General features: G+C 53.4%; 18 protein-coding genes and 1 pseudogene. 2 read left to right on the forward strand and 17 right to left on the reverse strand.

The window, feature by feature from the left end:
• From INF30_RS02030 to miaB, 12 genes are all read right to left on the reverse strand, one after another.
• Positions 1–1,023 carry a rod shape-determining protein gene (locus tag INF30_RS02030; RefSeq protein ID WP_076777375.1) on the reverse strand — a complete coding sequence of 341 codons (1,023 nt, stop codon included), beginning with the start codon at positions 1,021–1,023 and terminating at the stop codon, positions 1–3.
• An 8-nt stretch (positions 1,024–1,031) separates the two neighbouring features.
• Complete coding sequence (radC, locus tag INF30_RS02035) at positions 1,032–1,739, reverse strand: RadC family protein (protein WP_226394069.1); 708 nt, start codon at positions 1,737–1,739, stop codon at positions 1,032–1,034.
• A gap of 38 nt (positions 1,740–1,777) precedes the next feature.
• Positions 1,778–2,038 (reverse strand): DUF4321 domain-containing protein, encoded by a 261-nt coding sequence (locus tag INF30_RS02040; RefSeq protein ID WP_076777373.1) that lies wholly within the window; start codon positions 2,036–2,038, stop codon positions 1,778–1,780.
• A 101-nt stretch (positions 2,039–2,139) separates the two neighbouring features.
• Positions 2,140–3,795 (reverse strand): NAD(P)/FAD-dependent oxidoreductase, encoded by a 1,656-nt coding sequence (locus INF30_RS02045; RefSeq protein ID WP_226394070.1) that lies wholly within the window; start codon positions 3,793–3,795, stop codon positions 2,140–2,142.
• A gap of 14 nt (positions 3,796–3,809) precedes the next feature.
• A complete protein-coding gene (locus tag INF30_RS02050; RefSeq protein ID WP_226394071.1) occupies positions 3,810–5,069 on the reverse strand; it encodes a BaiN/RdsA family NAD(P)/FAD-dependent oxidoreductase in 1,260 nt (419 codons plus the stop codon).
• Positions 5,066–6,355: a methionine gamma-lyase family protein gene (locus INF30_RS02055; RefSeq protein ID WP_226394072.1), complete on the reverse strand. Its 1,290-nt coding sequence runs from the start codon at positions 6,353–6,355 to the stop codon at positions 5,066–5,068. Before INF30_RS02055 ends, INF30_RS02050 begins: the two co-directional genes overlap by 4 nt.
• A 53-nt stretch (positions 6,356–6,408) precedes the next feature.
• On the reverse strand, positions 6,409–6,720 hold the full coding sequence (locus INF30_RS02060) for a hypothetical protein (protein ID WP_226394073.1): 312 nt from the start codon (positions 6,718–6,720) through the stop codon (positions 6,409–6,411).
• Positions 6,684–7,664 (reverse strand): tRNA (adenosine(37)-N6)-dimethylallyltransferase MiaA, encoded by a 981-nt coding sequence (gene miaA / locus INF30_RS02065; RefSeq protein WP_226394074.1) that lies wholly within the window; start codon positions 7,662–7,664, stop codon positions 6,684–6,686. Before miaA ends, INF30_RS02060 begins: the two co-directional genes overlap by 37 nt.
• On the reverse strand, positions 7,664–9,664 hold the full coding sequence (mutL, locus tag INF30_RS02070) for a DNA mismatch repair endonuclease MutL (protein ID WP_226394075.1): 2,001 nt from the start codon (positions 9,662–9,664) through the stop codon (positions 7,664–7,666). Before mutL ends, miaA begins: the two co-directional genes overlap by 1 nt.
• Before the next feature lies 1 nt (position 9,665).
• Positions 9,666–12,311, reverse strand: a complete 2,646-nt coding sequence (gene mutS / locus INF30_RS02075; RefSeq protein WP_226394076.1) for a DNA mismatch repair protein MutS — start codon at positions 12,309–12,311, stop codon at positions 9,666–9,668.
• A gap of 82 nt (positions 12,312–12,393) precedes the next feature.
• Positions 12,394–12,822, reverse strand: a complete 429-nt coding sequence (locus tag INF30_RS02080) for a putative ABC transporter permease (protein ID WP_076777366.1) — start codon at positions 12,820–12,822, stop codon at positions 12,394–12,396.
• A 70-nt stretch (positions 12,823–12,892) separates the two neighbouring features.
• Positions 12,893–14,347 (reverse strand): tRNA (N6-isopentenyl adenosine(37)-C2)-methylthiotransferase MiaB, encoded by a 1,455-nt coding sequence (gene miaB, locus INF30_RS02085; protein ID WP_076777365.1) that lies wholly within the window; start codon positions 14,345–14,347, stop codon positions 12,893–12,895.
• A gap of 257 nt (positions 14,348–14,604) precedes the next feature.
• Here miaB and INF30_RS14830 point away from each other — a divergent pair.
• A pseudogene (locus tag INF30_RS14830) lies at positions 14,605–14,760 on the forward strand (alanine/glycine:cation symporter family protein); the annotation flags it as partial.
• Positions 14,691–14,909 carry a hypothetical protein gene (locus INF30_RS02095; protein WP_226394189.1) on the forward strand — a complete coding sequence of 73 codons (219 nt, stop codon included), beginning with the start codon at positions 14,691–14,693 and terminating at the stop codon, positions 14,907–14,909. The pseudogene INF30_RS14830 and the gene INF30_RS02095, both read left to right, overlap by 70 nt.
• Positions 14,910–14,968: 59 nt before the next feature.
• Here INF30_RS02095 and INF30_RS02100 read toward each other — a convergent pair whose 3' ends face one another.
• The 5 genes from INF30_RS02100 to INF30_RS02120 all read right to left on the reverse strand — a co-directional run bounded on the left by INF30_RS02100 (position 14,969) and on the right by INF30_RS02120 (position 18,103).
• On the reverse strand, positions 14,969–15,151 hold the full coding sequence (locus INF30_RS02100) for a DUF4250 domain-containing protein (RefSeq protein WP_076780834.1): 183 nt from the start codon (positions 15,149–15,151) through the stop codon (positions 14,969–14,971).
• Between the two features lie 35 nt (positions 15,152–15,186).
• On the reverse strand, positions 15,187–15,747 hold the full coding sequence (locus INF30_RS02105) for a 5-formyltetrahydrofolate cyclo-ligase (protein ID WP_226394077.1): 561 nt from the start codon (positions 15,745–15,747) through the stop codon (positions 15,187–15,189).
• Positions 15,725–15,946 (reverse strand): DUF896 domain-containing protein, encoded by a 222-nt coding sequence (locus INF30_RS02110; protein WP_076777362.1) that lies wholly within the window; start codon positions 15,944–15,946, stop codon positions 15,725–15,727. The genes INF30_RS02105 and INF30_RS02110 overlap by 23 nt, the downstream gene beginning before the upstream one ends.
• Positions 15,947–15,993: 47 nt before the next feature.
• On the reverse strand, positions 15,994–16,380 hold the full coding sequence (locus INF30_RS02115) for a hypothetical protein (RefSeq protein WP_076777361.1): 387 nt from the start codon (positions 16,378–16,380) through the stop codon (positions 15,994–15,996).
• Between the two features lie 61 nt (positions 16,381–16,441).
• Entirely contained in the window at positions 16,442–18,103 is a 1,662-nt protein-coding gene (locus INF30_RS02120) for a putative polysaccharide biosynthesis protein (protein WP_226394078.1), read from the reverse strand.
• Positions 18,104–18,122 lie beyond the last annotated feature (19 nt).

Raw genomic sequence — 18,122 nt, forward strand, 5'->3', positions numbered from 1 at the left:
CTATCTCATCCACCTATAGTTTTCATCCAGCATGGAATATGCCAGTTTTTTCAGTTCTTTGGACTGAATGATCTGCTTCAGTCCGGTCACAGCGCAGATATCCGGATCAATGGCTGTCCGCACCCGGATGCCTGTCATCTCTTCCATATAGACCTCAAGTCCTGGCAGGTTGGCCAGACCGCCTGTAAGAAAGATGCCGTTCTTGTAAATGGCCTTGCGTACTTCCGGCGGAGTTCTGTCAAGCAGGGATTCGATTCCCCGCACACACTCTTCCAGCGGCTCCTTCACAGCAGCTCTGACAAGGCTGATGGCGATCTCCCTTTGCTGGGGCACTCCCGTGATCAGGTCCCGGCCCGCCACTTTCATGGAGGCGGTGTTGTTCTCGCCAAACACACCGAACCTCTTGCGCAGGACCTCCGCCGTAACTCTGCCAATCAGGAAGTCATGGTTGTAGCGGACCAGCTGGGATACGGCATGGTCCAGGGTGATGCCACCCACCTTGAGGAGACGGTTCAGCACGATACCTCCCCCGGCCAGCACGGACAGCTCCGTGGTCTCACCGCCCATATTGACGATAAACAGTCCCTTTGTGTTCTGCACATCCAGGTTCAGGCCCACCGCGTCTGCAATGCCCCGCTCCACGATGTTAACTTCCCGCGCTCTGGCTGTGGAGTGGATCACCAGGTCAAAAAAGGCTTTTTTCTCCACCTCCGTAACATCTGTAGGGACAGCGATCACATACTCCGCTCCCCGTGCAAAGCCTCTATCTTTTTTCAGAAGCCCCTGCAGAAGGTACTGCATGTGGTCAAACTTGGAGATAACCCCGTGTTTCATGGGAAACACCACCTGTATGTTGGCCGGCGCCTTCTCATACATTTCAAAAGCCTCGTCCCCCACAGCAAACACTTCTTTTTTATTCGCTATGGCAATGACATCCTTTTCCTTCCAGATTGTATCTTTCTTTTTATCATATACTTTGATCTCATAGGAGCCGAGATCAAGCCCGTATATATTTCGTGCCATTTTTGACCTTATCCTTTCGTGTATAGCAGCCCCTCTTCCCGGAAGCTGATATAACAATTATTCCCAATAATGATATGATCTAACAGTTCTATGCCAATTAAATCTCCTGCCTGCCGGATCCTCTCCGTGGCGGCCAGATCTGCCCCGCTTGGAGCCGGATCGCCGCTGGGATGATTATGCAGCAGGATAATGGACACTGCCTCTCTCTGAAGAGCCTCCACAAAAATCTCCCTGGGGTTGACTAAGGAGGCGTTCACCGTCCCCTTGTACACGTCTCTCTCCCCGATCAGTGCAGATTTTGTATTCAGCATCAGGAGCTTCATATGCTCCTGACTAAGGTGGCGCATGTCTTCCATATAGTACCTGGCCACCGATGCGGGGGAGGAAAAATTCAGCTCCTTCAGCGCCGTCTCCTTTGCCAGCCTTCTGGCCAGCTCCATAAGACAGATGAGCTGGATGGATTTCACCCGGCCTACTCCTCTTATCTTCTGAAACTTTTCCCTCGTAAACCCGTGCAGTGCATCAAGGCTGCCGCCCCCTGCCGTCAGGATACGGCGGCATATTTCCAGGACATTTTCTCCTTTTGTCCCGGTCCTCAATATGACGGCCAGAAGTTCTGCGTCACTTAAATTCTTTTCTCCCAGCCGCTCGCACTTCTCATACGGACGTTCAGACTCCAGGAGATCTTTCATTGTATTTGTGTTTTTCTGAGTCATCTTTTGCAGACACCTATAACACTCCCGAAGAGTCCTTGTTACAGGAAGCGATAGATTATGATTGCCAGAACCATTCCGATAATACTGGCTATTGTAATTCTTACAGACAGTCCGAAGGTAATGACAAGTATGCCCAGATTCAGCACAACCGGTTCATCCAGACCGAATGTCTGTCCGTAGTTAAGCCAGCTCAAAGCCCCTGTATCCTGTGCCAGCATGCCGATAAAACCTCCCAGGACAATTCCTGCCAGAATAAGCAGAAATAAGGCCCAGGAATTTTTATTGCCTGCTCCTCTCATATGTACTCCACCTCACATCATTCTTAAGTTTTCTTTCAAAAACTCAATATATTCTATCATATTTCAAAAAAAGTGTATAGACTCATTCCATTAAAAATTTCTTAATCATTCGCGTCTTTGTCGAAGGGACGGTATTTTCTGGCGACAGCTTCAGCCACCTTCATGCCGTCCATAGCAGCCGACATAATACCGCCCGCATAGCCTGCGCCCTCGCCGCAGGGATAGAGTCCGCGCAGGCTGCTCTCCAGTCCTTCATCCCGAAGGATCCGCACCGGGGAGGAGGTGCGGCTCTCCACGCCGGAGAGGACCGCGTCCTCCCGGTCATAGCCGGGCAGCTTCCTCCCGAACTCCCGGATGCCCCTTTCAATGGCATCGCCTATCTCCTCCGGGAAGATCCCCCGGACATCTCCAAAAGAAAAGCCTCCCTTGATCTGGGGCTTCACCTCCCCGATCCGCTCCGAGATCTTCCCGCGGCAGAAATCACCAAAGAGCTGCACCGGCACTTTCCCTTGGCCCGCCTGGCAGGCTCTCTCCTCCAGTTTTCTCTGGAACTCCACGCCCGCCAGCGGGTCTTCCCCGCCGAAGTCCTCCGGTGTCACTGTGACAATGACAGCGCTGTTGGCGTTTCGTCCGGCCCGGTCGTGGTAGCTCATGCCGTTCACAGCCACCCTTCCCTCCTCAGAGGAAGCGTTCACCACGTAGCCCCCGGGACACATGCAGAAGGTGTAGACACCCCGCCCCTCAGGAAGCTGGCAGGTCAGCTTGTAGGCGGCAGCAGGCAGTCCGTCGGGGCGGTCCGCTCCCTCCTTCGTCCCATACTGATCCGCGTCGATCATGGACTGAGGATGTTCGGCCCGGACACCCACCGCGAAGGATTTGGCCTCCATGGGAACCCCTCTGTCACGGAGCATGGCGAAGGTGTCCCGGGCACTGTGGCCAATGGCCAGGATCAGAGCCTGGGTCGTCTCCTCCCTCCTCTTTCCTGTCAGCGTGTCCTCAAGGACCAGAGACAGGGACCCCTCTTCTGCATCACGGCCTAACGGGGCAGCCGGTTCTGCCGATACAAGCTGGGTGTGAAAACACACCTGCCCTCCCATCCTTATGATCTCCTCCCGCATCCGGGTGACCACCTGGATCAGAAGATCCGTCCCAATGTGAGGTTTCGCATCGTAGGCGATCTCCTCCGGCGCCCCGTGGTCACACAGGATCTCCAGGACCTTCCGATTTCTTCCATATTTGTCTTTTACAAGCGTATTCAGCTTTCCGTCGGAGAATGTGCCGGCTCCGCCCTCCCCGAACTGGACATTGGAGCGGACGTCCAGGACGCCTGTCTCCCAGAATGTCTCCACATCTTTTTTCCGCTGCAGGGCATCCATCCCTCTCTCCACCACCACCGGACGGTAACCGTGGAGAGCCAGCATATAGGCAGCAAAAAGTCCGGCCGGCCCAAAGCCCGCCACCACAGGCCGGCAGTGCATCTTCTCAGATCCGGGCTCCGGAAAGCTGTATCTGACTTCTCTGCTCTCCTGGACATGTTTGTTCCGGTTCTTCCGCAGAAGAGCCTTCTCCCCCTTTGTGGACACATCCACCGTGTACACATAGAAAAGCTCCGGCTTCTTCCTGGCGTCCAGGGAGCGCCTCACGATCCGATAAGAGAAGTTCTCCCCCTCCCTGATCCGCAGAGTTTTTCGGATCTTCTCTTCAAGCTGTGCTTCTGAATGTCCCGTGTGCAGTTTCAGCTGTTGAATACGTATCATCGCCGCCTCCTGATCTATCTCTTTTTCTGTTCTTTCTTCGGTCTCTTTGCTCCGGCGGCCGCTCTGCCGGCCAGCCAGCCTGTGGCCCAGGCCCACTGCAGGTTGTACCCGCCGCACATGCCATCCACATCCAGTATCTCTCCCGCAAAGAAAAGTCCCCGGGTCACCCGGGATTCCATAGTGTCCCCTCTGATTTCTGACAGTGGCACCCCGCCGGCGCACACCTGGGCCTGGTCGAAGGAGTTGGTGCCTGTGATCCGGATCCGGAAATGCTTGCAGGTCTGCGCAAGACGTTCCAAAGCTTCCCCGTCCACATGCTCCATCTTCTCTTTCCAGCGGATGCGGCTTCCTGTCAGCAGCACCGGAGCCAGCTTCCTGTGCAGCAGTCCATGCAGAAACTCCTCCGCCGTATTGTCTGCAAAAACAGGCTTCCTCCCGGCCAGAAGAGCCAGCACTTCCTCTTCTGTCATCCCGGGCAAGAGATCAAGGACAACCCAGACCTCTCTTTTCTGTTCCAGGGCTTTGGCCGCAAAGCGGCTCACCTGGAAGACCGGGATACCGGAGATGCCATAGTCGGTAAACTGCACCTCCCCCGCATCGGAACAGACTTTCTCTCCCGCCACATACAGACTGACGGAGGCGTCTGTCCGGACGCCCGCCAGCTTTCCTGTAAAGCCCTCGTCAGACTTAAGCTGCACCAGGGCCGGGAGGGGACGGATGACCGTGTGTCCCAGGGATTTTGCCAGGGCGTAGCCGCTGCCGTCAGAACCAAGAGCCGGCGCCGCCTTGCCTCCGGCAGCCAGGATCAGGGCATCGCCGGAAAAGGAGCGGCGTCCCTCCGCCCCGGAAGCCAGCAGCCGAACCCCCTCTCTTCCCGCCTCGGCTCTTTCTACTGTCATGCCGGTGCAGACCTCCACCCCCAGCCGCTTCAGCTCCATGGACAGTGCCTCCCGCACAGCGGCAGCCTGGTCGCTGGCCGGGTAGACAAGGGTTCCCCTTGTCTTAGTCAGAAGTCCCAGCCCCTCAAAAAAGCGCAGCGTATCCTCCGGACCGAACTTTGCAAGAACCTCTTCCACAATCCTGCTGTCTCCGCCCCGGAAATACACTGCCTTCATATCCATATTCGTGAGATTGCACCGCCCGTTCCCCGTAGAGAGGATCTTTTTGCCGGGCATCTCTTTTTTCTCCAGTATCGTCACCCGGGCGCCCTGCCTGGCTGCCGCTATGGCAGCAGTCATGCCGGACGCCCCGCCTCCTGCGATCAGTATTCTCATAGAGTGACCAGCCCTTTCCGCACCAGGTATTCCAGGGACATCAGGATACCCAGCTTTGCGTGGGGCCAGGTAAGTCCCCCCTGGAAGTAGACTGCATAGGGCGGTTTGATGGGTGCGTCCGCCGAGAGCTCGATGGAGGAGCCCTGCACAAAAGCACCTGCCGCCATGATTACGTCGCTGTCATACCCCGGCATAGCCCAGGGCTCCGGCGTCACATAGGAATCCACCGGGGCAGCCGCCTGGATCCCCTGGCAGAAGGCGATGACGCCCTCCGGTGTGCCAAGCTCCACCGCCTGGATGATATCGTGGCGGCTCTCCTTTCCATCCGGCACTACTTTAAAGCCGCACGTCTCATAGATATTGGCAGCCAGGATAGCTCCCTTCAGAGCGCTGGCTACCACAGTGGGCGCCAGGAAAAGTCCCTGATAGAAGGACTGCATAACCCCCAGAGAGGCACCTACCTCCCGGCCCAGGCCGGGGGATGTAAGACGGTAGGCACAGTTCTCAATGAGATCCTCCCGCCCTGCAATATACCCGCCGATGGGCGCCAGGCCGCCGCCCGGATTTTTGATCAGAGAGCCCACCACCATGTCTGCTCCCACATCGCTTGGCTCCTGCAGCTCCACAAATTCACCGTAGCAGTTGTCCACCATACAGATCACATCCGGGCGGATCTTCTTCACAAAGGCGATCAGCTCTCCGATCTGCGCCACAGAAAAGCTGGGGCGGGTCTGGTATCCCTTGGACCGCTGGATCGTCACCAGCTTGGTCTTTTCATTTATGGCCTTTTCAATATTTTCGTAGTCAAAGGTACCGTCCTCCAAAAGGTCCACCTGCCTGTAGGTCACGCCATACTCCGCCAGGGATCCTGAGGAGGGGCGGATGCCAATGACTTCTTCCAGGGTGTCATAGGGCTTTCCTACCGGAGAGAGAAGCTCGTCCCCCGGACGCAGATTGGCCCCGAGTGCTATAGCCAGGGCGTGGGTGCCGCAGGCGATCTGAGGACGCACCAGGGCACTCTCTGTATGGAACACGCTGGCGTATACCTTCTCCAGCGTCTCTCTTCCCATATCGTCATAGCCGTAGCCGCTGGTGTAGTGGAAACATCCCTCGCTCACCCGGTTCTCCTGCATCGCATGGATCACTTTCAGCTGGTTGTACTCAGCTGTCCGGTCAATAGCCTCAAATCTGTCTCTAAGCTTCTCCTCTATCTGCGTTCCAAATCTGTACACGTCCTTGGATATTCCCAGCTGTTCGTACATCCGGGTGATCTGTTCATCCTGCATTTATCTTTCTCCTTCTTTACATTTCTGTTTATAATCCTGCCCGCGCCAGCCGTCTAGCGGTGCTCGCCCCTTGTTATCGCCGCCATGATACGGGTCTTCATCTGGGCGCACTGGGCGTCAAACTCCGGGTTGATGGACGGGATCTCCCTCATCACGTCCGCCGCCTCCTCGTATTTGTACATATCATATAAAAGGCCTGCCCGGTTCAGATTGAACATGGCCTTCTCCCCCTTGGTCCTGGCAAGGGGCTCTAAAGCCATCAGCTCCTTATATGTCTTCTCTGAATTTTTGCTGTATGAATAGAGCTCCATGAGCGGATTCATCTTTTTTAAAAATCTGGAGCCCCCGAATAATCCTCTAAACATATCCCTTCTACTCCCTCCGTTATGTGGGAAAGCATTGCCTCCACTATTTTTTCTTCATCGTAATCATACAAAGGCTTGTCGATCCAGATCACGTCTTTCTCCCTCTTAAACCAGGTGATCTGGCGCTTGGCAAAGTGCCTCGTATCCCGCTTGATCCTGTAGACAGCCTCCTCCAGGCTGCATCCGCCGTCCAGGTAATCCAGTATCTCCTTGTAGCCCAGCCCCTGCATGGACACCATACCGGGGCGAAGCCCCATCTCTTTCAGGCGGCGCACCTCTTCTACAAGTCCCGCCTCCATCATCTGGTCCACTCTCCTGTCAATGCGCTGGTACAGTCTGCTCCTGTCATCGTTCAGAACAAAATACCGAAAATTGTAGGGGGAGCTGCGCTGCCTCTCCCGCTCATTGTGCTCCGATATCTTCTCCCCTGTCTGATAGTAGAATTCCAGAGCCCGGATCACCCGCTTTACATTGTTGGGGTGGATCACTTTCGCAGACGCCTCATCCACCTGTGCCAGCCGGGCGTGAAGCGCAGCTGCGCCCTGCTCACGGGCAAAGGCCTCCAGCTCTCTGCGGCAGCTCTCATCCTCTCCCCCGTCCGTAAAGTCGATGTCGTACAGGAGAGCCTGTATGTAAAATCCCGTGCCCCCCACCACAATAGGGATGTGCCCGTTTGCGCAGATCTTCTCCACCGCGTCCCTGGCCATGGCCTGGAATTTCACCACATTGAACTCTTCTGAAGGCTCCAGCACATCCACCAGATAGTGGGGAACCCCCTCCATCTCCTCAGGGCGGATCTTGGCGGAGCCGATATCCATATGGCGGTACACCTGCATGGAGTCGGCGGAAATGATCTCACCGCCGATCCTCTTCGCAAGGCAGATGGACGCTTTTGTCTTGCCCACAGCAGTGGGGCCTGTCAACACGATAAGTGGCTGTTTCATCACACGATCCTCTTGAATTTCTTTTCCAGTTCGCGCCTGCTCATAGCAATGATCGTAGGCCGTCCATGGGGACAGTGGTAGGGATTCTCAAGCTGAAGGAGTTCTCCTATGAGAGTCTCCACCTCCCTGGAGGAAAGTCTCATATTTCCCTTCACCGCCGCCTTACAGGACATGGATGCGATCTTCTCGTCAATGATGTCCGGCGCCAGTCCAGTATAAATCTCATCCGATAAGCTGTCAATCATCTCCATGAGAAGATCTCTTTTGGCAATACTGAAAAGATTGTCCGGCACTGCCCGCACAGCGTAAGAGTCCTGACCGAACTCTTCGATCTCAAAGCCGATCCTTGTAAACTGATCCATATATGTATTGAGAAGCTGCGCTTCCTGCATAGTCAGGTTCAGGATAATGGGCGGACTGATGATCTGGGACGTGAAGTCTCTTGTCTTCATCCCGGCCAGTGTCTTCTCATAGAGGACGCGCTCATGGGCAGCGTGCTGATCGATAATATAGAGATTGTCCTTGAACTCCACCAGCCAGTACGTCTCAAAGATCTGCCCGATGATCCGGTACTGAGAGGCCGCCTGTGGACTGAGCAGCTTCTCCTCAAAAAGATCAAGCTGTTTTGGAGCGTGCTCTGTTTTTTCTTTTTGCTCCTTAGTTATTTCTGGAACGTGCTCTGTTTTTTCAATCTCCACCCGGTAATTTACCGCTTCTCTGATCCGATCCCGGGCCGCCTCCGTCTCGCGGATCTGCCCCTGCTCCTTTACCTCTGCTGCCCCATTCTGCTGGTGATAGGAGAGAACTCTCTCTCTCATTTTCTTCATAAAATAGTCCAGATCTTTTCGCGGTTCCCGGTCCGGCTGCGCCGGCTGAGTCTGCACGTTCTGCCCGCTGCTTTCAGGCTGTTTTTTAAAGAGTACGCTCTGTTTTTCTATATTTTCTGCCGTGTTTTGGGCAATGGTCTTTGTCATCTCCGGAGGATCAGGCAGATCAATCTGGGGGATCAGCTCATCATGACGAAGAGACCGTGCAATGGCCTCGCAGACACAGTTGTACATTTCCTGCTGATTCTGGAAGCGAACTTCCATCTTAGTTGGGTGCACATTTACATCCACGATCTCCGTGTCTACCTGAATATGCAGAACCGTAAAGGGGTACTTATGCTGCATCTGAAAATCCTTGTAGGCATCTTCAATAGCCTTCGAGATCACACTGCTCTTCACATATCTGCCATTGATAAAATAATTTTCAAAATTCCGGTTCCCTCTGGAGACCACAGGCTCCCCGATACAGCCGGTGATGCGGATGCCTCTGCCCTCATATTCCACTTCCAGCAGATGGGAGGCGATCTCCCGGCCGTACACGTGGTAGATCACATCCCGGAGCCTTCCGTTTCCGGAAGTGTGCAGTTTGGACTGTCCGTTGTTGCGGAACTGGAAAGAGATCTCCGGATGGGACAGGGAGAGCCTAGTGACCAGATCTCCCACATGGCTGGCCTCTGTCATAGGCGTCTTCAGGAACTTGCGCCTGGCCGGCGTATTGTAGAAGAGCTGCCGCACAAGGAAGGTGGTGCCGTCCGGCGCCCCGGTCTCCTCCGGATGCCCTCCCTTGCCCCCCTCGATCCTGTAAGAGGCGCCAAAGGTACTGTCCTTTGTCTTTGTGATCAGTTCCACCTGAGCCACAGCCGCAATGCTGGAGAGAGCCTCCCCTCTGAATCCCAGGGAAGAGATATGGGACAGATCTTCCGCAGAGCGGATCTTGCTGGTAGAGTGCCGGAGAAAGGCGGACGGGATGTCCTCCAGCTCAATGCCGCAGCCGTTGTCCGTCACCCGGATAAAAGAGATACCTCCGTCTTTGATCTCAACTGTGATGGAGGTGGCTCCTGCGTCTATGGCATTCTCCATGAGTTCCTTTACAATGGAAGCCGGCCGCTCGATCACTTCCCCGGCTGCGATCTTGTCTATGGTTACCTGGTCTAAAACCTGTATTCTGCTCATATTACCACCTGTTCTTCAATTTATTCTGCAGCTGATACAGCGTATTCAACGCGTCGATAGGGGTGAGATGGCTGACATCCAGATTCTTGATCTCCTCCAGTACATCGTCATCTCTGACCGTGTCAAAGAGGGACATTTGGGCCAGATCCACCTCATCGTACTTCTTTGCCTTCTTCTTCGTCTCCTTGCCCGCCGACGCAATATCTTTCACCCTTGTCGTGATATCCGCGTAGGACAGCTCCTCCGCGATCTCCTTAGCCCGCTCTATGACTGGATCCGGCACGCCGGCCAGCTTGGCTACCTGTATGCCGTAGCTTCTGTCCGCGCCTCCTTTCACGATCTTTCGCAGGAAGACAATGTCGTCCCCCTTCTCTTTCACCGCGATGCAGTAATTATGCACATTGTCGATCTTGCCCTCCAGCTCTGTCAGCTCATGGTAGTGGGTGGCGAACAGCGTCTTGGCTCCCAGCAGCTTGGTGTTGCTGATGTGCTCCACCACAGCCCAGGCAATGCTCAGTCCGTCGAAGGTGCTGGTGCCTCTCCCGATCTCATCCAGGATGAGGAGGCTGTGGCGCGTCGCGTTCCGGAGGATATTGGCCACCTCCGTCATCTCCACCATGAAGGTGCTCTGGCCGGAAGCCAGGTCATCGGAAGCGCCCACTCGGGTAAAGATCCGGTCCACGATCCCGATATCCGCGCTGGCAGCCGGCACAAAAGAGCCCACCTGGGCCATCAGCACAATGAGGGCTGTCTGCCGCATGTAGGTGGATTTTCCGGCCATATTGGGCCCGGTGATGATGGAGATCCTGTCCTTTTTGTCGTCCAGATATGTATCGTTGGCAATGAACATATCGCCCGGGATCATCTTTTCCACCACCGGATGCCGCCCGTCTTTGATATTGATGACACCCTTCTCATTGATCTTGGGGCGCACGTACCGGTTTCTCTCTGCCACCACAGCCAGGGAAGCCAACATGTCAAGCTGGGCCACCGCCTTTGCCGTATTCTGGATGCGCACCACTTCTTTTCCCACAGTGTCCCGGACTTCACAGTACAGCTCATACTCCAGGGCGTACAGTTTGTCTTCCGCCCCCAGGATCGTATCCTCCAGCTCCTTGAGACGGGGTGTGATATAGCGCTCTGCATTGGCCAGGGTCTGCTTACGCGTGTAGTAGTCGGGAACCAGATTTTTAAAAGAGTTAGTCACTTCCAGATAGTACCCGAACACTTTGTTGAATTTGATCCGCAGGTTTTTGATGCCTGTCTTCTCCCGCTCTTCCTCCTCCAGCTTGGCCAGCCAGTCCTTCCCCTCGGTCTTTGCATTTCGCAGTCTGTCCACTTCCTCGCTGTAGCCTTCCCGGATGATGCCGCCCTCTTTCATGGCAAGAGGCGGTTCCTCGCAGATGGCTCTTCCGATCAGGTCACAGATATCCTCCAGGGCATCCATCTCCTCCAGGATCTCCTGCAGCAAAGGCGCCTTAAGATCCTCCAGAATACACCGGATGTGGGGCAGCATGGAGAGGGAACTGTAAAAGGCGGTCAGGTCTCTTGGGTTAGCGGACTTGTAGGTGATCTTGCTGAGAAGTCTCTCCAGATCGTAGACCGGCGTGAGATACTCCCGGATCTCCTCCCTGCAGATGGCATTGTCCTTCAGCTCCTCCACCGCGTCCAGCCGCTTCTCGATCTGCTTTTTGTCTATGAGCGGCTGCTCCAGCTGCTTGCGCAGCATCCTGGCGCCCATGGCCGTCTTGGTCTTGTCCAGCACCCACAGAAAAGAGCCTCTCTTCTGCTTTTCCCGCAGCGTCTCACTGAGTTCAAGATTCCTCCTGGTGGAACTGTCCAGGACCATATATTTTCCCGTCACATACCGGGTCAGATGAGAGAGCTGGGCAAGGTCCGTCTTCTGTGTCTCCTTCAGATAGACAAGGAGAGCGCCGGCGCCGATGACTCCGCAGTCAAAATCCCCGATTCCAAGGCTCTCCATAGAGCTCACCTTAAAATGCTCCTCCAGTGTCCTGCGGCAGATAGCATCGTCAAAGTACCAGGCATCCAGGGCATAGATCGTGATCCCCAGCCGTTCCTTCAGATCATCCAGGTCCATGCCGCTCATGTAAAATGCCTCATTGCAGATCAGCTCCGAGGGCATCAGATGGGTGATCTCATCAAAGAGCATGCTGCTGTCCCCGATCTCCGTCACAAAGTACTCTCCTGTTGTCACATCAGCCACAGAGACGCCGTAAGTGTCTCCAATGTAGGCCACACACATGATATAATTGTTTTTCGTCTCGTCCAGGGCCTGGGGATCCACTGTGGTCCCCGGCGTGACGATCCGCACTACTTCTCTTTTGACCAGGCCCTTGGCTGTGGCCGGGTCCTCCATCTGCTCACAGATAGCCACTTTGTATCCCTTCTTGACCAGGCGGCTCAGGTAACTGTCCACTGCATGATAGGGCACGCCGCACATGGGCGCTCTCTCTTCCAGGCCGCAGTTCTTTCCTGTCAGCGTGATCTCCAGTTCCCGGGATGCTGTGATGGCATCCTCAAAAAACATCTCATAAAAATCTCCCAATCTATAAAACAGGATGCAGTCTTTATATTGTTTCTTCGTATCCACGTACTGCTGCATCATGGGGGTTAATTCAGCCATGTAAGTTCTCCTTTGCTGTTCTTATCTTTGGTGCGCACACCCGCAGGCATACATAGTTAGTATAGCATATTTCCCCGACAAATTAAATCAGGAAAAAATGCGGTTTTTTCTCGCCAAATATCCTCCACAGGATCATTCCTCCCAGGTAAATACCTACTGCGCTCAGCGCAGAAAAGAGAAGCATAAAGGGCACACAGATCTGACCAAAGAGCTGCAGGGGCATCCCGGTGTAATCCCATACATGCCATCCCATCCACTTATTGACAATGATTCCTGTGATAAATTCACAGGATGTGATAAAGACCATGCATCTTAACATCTGCATCCACATGGGATCTCTCCACTCCCGCACACTCCCCTGCCAGGCACAAAAACACATGCAGATTCCTCCCAGAACAAACATGCTCCAGTGGGAGAATCCCCGGAAGACCACCTCAAAGGTGTAGTAAAGGCACCCTCCCACAAGCCAGATCAGCAGATATTCACAAATTTTTTTCCTGTATTTTTCCATTAAAAAACGCCCTCACTGTATAGTCTCCTATATAGTGTGAGCGTTTCCTGTCCAAATTATAAATGGCATTTTACACCATATGTCCCAGATAGTAAAATCCTCTGCAGTCTTCCAGGCGGACCTGCACCAGCTTCCCGATCAGCTGTTCATCTCCCGGGAAGTGGACCAGAAGATTGTTGCTCATGCGCCCGGTCATAAGGGATGGATCATGGTCGTTGACCGACTCCACCAGCACCTCCTGCACGGTTCCCTGGTGAACGCCGCACACCTCCCCGGCTATCTCCTGCACTTCCTTGAGAAGCCTGTCAAAACGATCCTTCACCACATCCTGGGGAACCTGCTCCTCCATGGCTGCTGCGGGCGTTCCTGTCCTCTTTGAGTAGATAAAAGTAAAGGCGCTGTCATACCTCACTTTGCGCACCACATCCAGCGTCTCCTGGAAGTCTTCCTCCGTCTCTCCCGGAAATCCCACAATAATATCCGTTGTAAGAGAGATGTCCGGCACCGCAGCCCGTATTTTGTCCACAAGGTTCAGATACTGCTCCTTTGTATACCGGCGGTTCATCTTCTGCAGGATCCGGCTGCTTCCCGACTGCACCGGCAGATGGAGATGCCGGCAGATCTTCTTTGATCTTCCCATGACTTCTATGAGCTCGTCAGACAGATCCTTCGGATGGGAAGTCATAAAGCGGATCCGCTCGATCCCCTCCACCTTCTCCACCTCCTCAAGAAGCTGTGCAAATGTCATGGGATGCTCCAGCGTCTTTCCGTAGGAGTTCACGTTCTGCCCAAGGAGCATGATCTCCACTACACCGTCGGCAGCCAGGCGTTCCACCTCCCGGATGATGGCTCTGGGATCCCGGCTCCTCTCCCGCCCGCGGACATAGGGAACAATGCAGTAACTGCAGAAATTGTTGCACCCGAACATGATATTGACACCGGACTTGAACGGATATTTTCTCGCCACAGGCAGATCCTCCACGATCCTGTCCGTGTCCTTCCAGATATCAATGACCATTCGGTCCGACTCCATCCGGGTAGCGATCAGCTCCGCAAATTTGTAGATATTGTGCGTGCCGAAGATAATGTCCACGAACCGGTAACTCTTCTTCAGCTTCTCCACCACCTGGGGCTCCTGCATCATACAGCCGCAAAGAGCAATCATCATATGGGGATTCTCTTTTTTCGCGTGTCCCAGCTGACCAAGCCTTCCGTATACTCTCTGGTTGGCGTTCTCCCGCACGGTACATGTATTGTAGATGACAAAATCTGCCTGTTCCTCATCCGGCCCCTCTGTATATCCCACTTCCTGCAGGATACCCTCCAGCTTCTCCGAGTCCCTGGCATTCATCTGGCAGCCGAAGGTAACGATTTTATAGCGGGGCGCATGTCCATGTTCCTCTTTAAATCTCTCTACATACTGACGACATTTCTTGACAAAATAATACTGCCGTTCAGGTTCATCAGCAGGTGCTTCCTCCACGGGTTCACTAAATATTCTGTTCCATTTTTCGTTTTCTATCATTTATCTGATCACCTCAAAGTCAAAACTATTGTTACGCTGACGGCATTTCGCCGTCTAAGAATTATATCATGCAGTACCATGGCAGGCAACAGGAAATCCTCCTCAAATAGTCAGCCACTGTTTTTATTCTATATCTGTGAAAAAAATATCTTTGCTGTCAAAGAAATATATTTGCTTGTTATGCACAAAAAACTGGGATATGATAAGAAAAAAGTGACTATAGTCACAAAAAAGAAAGAAAACAGGGGAAAAGGAATATGGATGTTATTGTACAGGTAAATGATGCGGTGAACAGTTTTGTCTGGGGTGTTCCCGCAATGGTATGCATTATCGGAGTCGGCCTGTGGCTGAGCTTCCGGACAGGTTTTATCCAGATCCGAAAATTCGGGTATTCCATACTTACGGCGGATGGGTATCTGTCCTTACTGCCATCGCCATGTGCTGCTTCGCCTTTTCCACCATCCTCGGATGGGGCTTATACGGGAACTTGATCGCCCTGTTCCTGTTGTCCGGAACAGTGCTGAAGCTGGTTAAACAGAACGAGCAGAAACACAAAAAATAAGCGATGAGAAAAACCACTGTTCAGACTTATCCTGAACAGTGGCTTTTCTTTGACTTTTCTTATATAAACTGATTTCTGGATCTGTCATATTCGTAATCAATCCCTTTCAGGGCTTTTGTGATCTCCGCCTTATCCACCTGCATGTCGTCGCACAGGTCGTCCAGATCTCTGTAAAAATCCCGCAGCTTTGTATTTACCACACCAAGCATCAGCACCGGATCTCCCGGAAGTTTCTTCATCATCTGTCCTGTCTCTCCTTTTTCATTTTCTGTATGTCTCATCTGTTCTCGATCATTCTTTTGTCTGTGACGATCACCTGCGCCCTTCTGTCATGGGCCTCATGGGGAATCCCCTCCAGCACCTGGAAATCAAAGGCAACAGCCATGGGCAAAAGCTCCGGGTGGAGCTGCAGATACCTGTCATAGTAGCCTTTTCCGTAGCCTATCCTGTATCCCTTCACATCAAAGGCGCTGCCCGGCAGGATCAAAAGCCCCTCTTTTCCATCCGCCATCCGGCACTTCCTCGGATCCGGCTCCCTGACACCGAAATTTCCCGGAGCCGTCTCCTGCAGAGAACGGATATAGTAAAAATCCATTCTCTCCCCGTCGGTCTTTGGCACAGCTACAGACTTTCCCATTTCCCAGGCCTTTTCCATGAGATCTGCTGTCCCGACCTCATTTCGGAAATCCACATAGCAATAGATGGTATTTGCCTCCTGAAACCAGGGATAGGCAGTCACTTTATGAAAGATAGCCGCTGTCTTTTCCCACCAGTTTAGGCAGTCCATCTCCTCCCTTAGACCCAGGATACGCTTTCTAATTTCCTTTTTTTCTTCCATATTTCTTTCCGAGATCCGTGACAGAGCCGTCTTTTTCCTGTATGGATATGTTGTTCAGCTGTCCTCTCAGATTTTCCCTGACAGATGCGATATACTCCTGACGCAAAAGCTGCTGCTCTTTCTTCTCCGCGTCAGTCAGCCCTTCTGCCTTGGATTTATGGTAGAGTTCATTGATCCGCTTTATCTTGTTTTCATCCATTTTTTCTTCCTCATGTATATTTTTGTAAATTTTGGAGCGGCCTGCTCCTAGCTCGTGTAATTCTCAAGAAAGCTGTAGAGAAGCTCTGTGCTCTCAATATACTTTCCGTTTTTGACTTCATTTTGCACTGTAGCTGGAAGGGAGGAAACTTCAATGCTCGTGTAATCGTAAGCCGTCTTTTTGTCACTCAGGAAAACCACTACATATCCATTGACTTCCATCAGATAGTAAGCGTCCTCCTTTACCGCGTCTCCCTCTGTGGTCACAGTCTGTCCGCTCTGCTGCTCCTCCTCTTCTTCCTCCTGTCCGGCGAGGGCCACTTCCTCCCGGGCCCGCTCCACCGCTCTCTCATAGGTAAAATGATAGGCCGCGGCCAGAATGATAAAGGCTGCCAGAGTGGCAGTGAAAAAACCGATACTCAACTTTCTCTTCATAAGGACAACTCCTTTTTTTTAGTAAAGTATCGGCAGATTTTCCACAACTTATACACCGCCCTTAGCGGTATCTTCCCCTGATCAGATGCAGTTTCCTGCATATAGAAACAAGAGTGGCTCCCTTAGGTGCCGCCAGGATCTCCTCTTCTGTAATGCCTCCAAGTCCTACCAGACTGATGCCGTAAGCTATAACTGCCGCGATCACCGCCAGCACAGTGGCCGGCATCTCGCCAATGAACAGCACACCCAGAAGATGCACAAGAAGGGCAACAATACTCATGATCACAGACGCAATGGCCGGTATCACAAACGTCTGCCTCTGCTCCTGCACATATCCGCAGGTCTCCCGCAGGTCGTGGGCATTCAGGATACAGATGGACGCAGCAAATATGATCTTGCTGACAGGAATAGAATAAATTCCCCACTTAAAGACAACCAGCATGATGAACAGGGACGCCACATGGATCACCAGGGAGATAGCCGCATTCTTCACAGGTTTGCTCATCTCATCCAGTCCCTGAAGCGCTGCGTTCGTCACAGTAGACAGGCAGAAAAACACCACAGAGATGCCTCCGATCCTCAGCATGAGTGCCGGAATCGCATTATCCTGGGTAAAATACAAAAGGTCCAGAAGGGGACCTGCCAGGGAAATAAATCCAGCTGCGCAGGGGATCGCAATCATCATGTTAAAACGTGAGACCATATTGATCTTGCTGTGGATCTGCTTCCGGTTCCCGGTCTGGATGGTAGCCACCAGGCTGGGAATGAAGGAGGAAGCCAGGGCGCTTGACACACTCAGGGGGATGTTGGTCAATGTGTCATACTGCCCGTTCAGCATACCCAGAAGGGAGGAGTACTCTCTCTCTGCCATCCCCTGGGCGGACATGATGTTGGAAAACATGGTCTGATCCACAATGTTGCTGATGTTGTAAACTGTGGCACTGAGTATGACAGGAGCGATGGTACAGAGGAGTACTTTGTACACCTGCCCCCTCGTCTCCAGCCTCCTGGTCCTGTCTCTTCTCATCTGCTTCTTCAGCCTTGTCTTGTAAGCCGCAAACACGAACAGCAGAAACAACAGTGCGGTCAATGCGCCGATAACCGTTCCCAGCGTTCCTCCGGCAGCGGCAAAGGCAGCGCCGTACATTTCCTTCTCCTCGCCGCTTGCCATAGCCCGGCCTGTCTGCATGAGAAGGTAGGCACCTACAACGCTGACAATGGCATTCATCAGCTGCTCGATCACCTGGGAGACAGCCGTGGGGATCATGGTACCGTAGCCCTGGAAAAATCCCCGCAGGACTCCCAGGAACGCAACGATCAGGATGCAGGGCGCCAACACGCGCAGAGCATAGACGCTCATGCCCATCTTCAGTATATCCGTGGAGATAAATCCGGCACCAAAAAACACAATGGCAGTCACGATGCCGCCGGCTGCCAGGGCAAACACCATCGCCCCCTGGAACACCCGGTAAGCGTTCTTATACTGTCCCACGGCCACTCTGGCGGACACCAGCTTGGACACGGCCATAGGAAGGCTGTAGGAGGTGAGCATCAACGCAAGGCTGTACACCTGGAAAACGACGCCGTAGTATCCGTTCCCCTCGCTGCCCATGATATTGGTCAGGGGGATGCGGTAGGCAAGCCCCACCACCTTGGTGATCATGGCGGCTGCGGCAAGTATCGTCCCCTGTGCCAGAAAGTTCGTTCCTTTTTTCTTAGACATAATATTGCTCCATATCTTT

The organism is Claveliimonas monacensis, from assembly GCF_014982975.1.
Classification (GTDB): Bacteria; Bacillota; Clostridia; order Lachnospirales; family Lachnospiraceae; genus Claveliimonas; species Claveliimonas monacensis.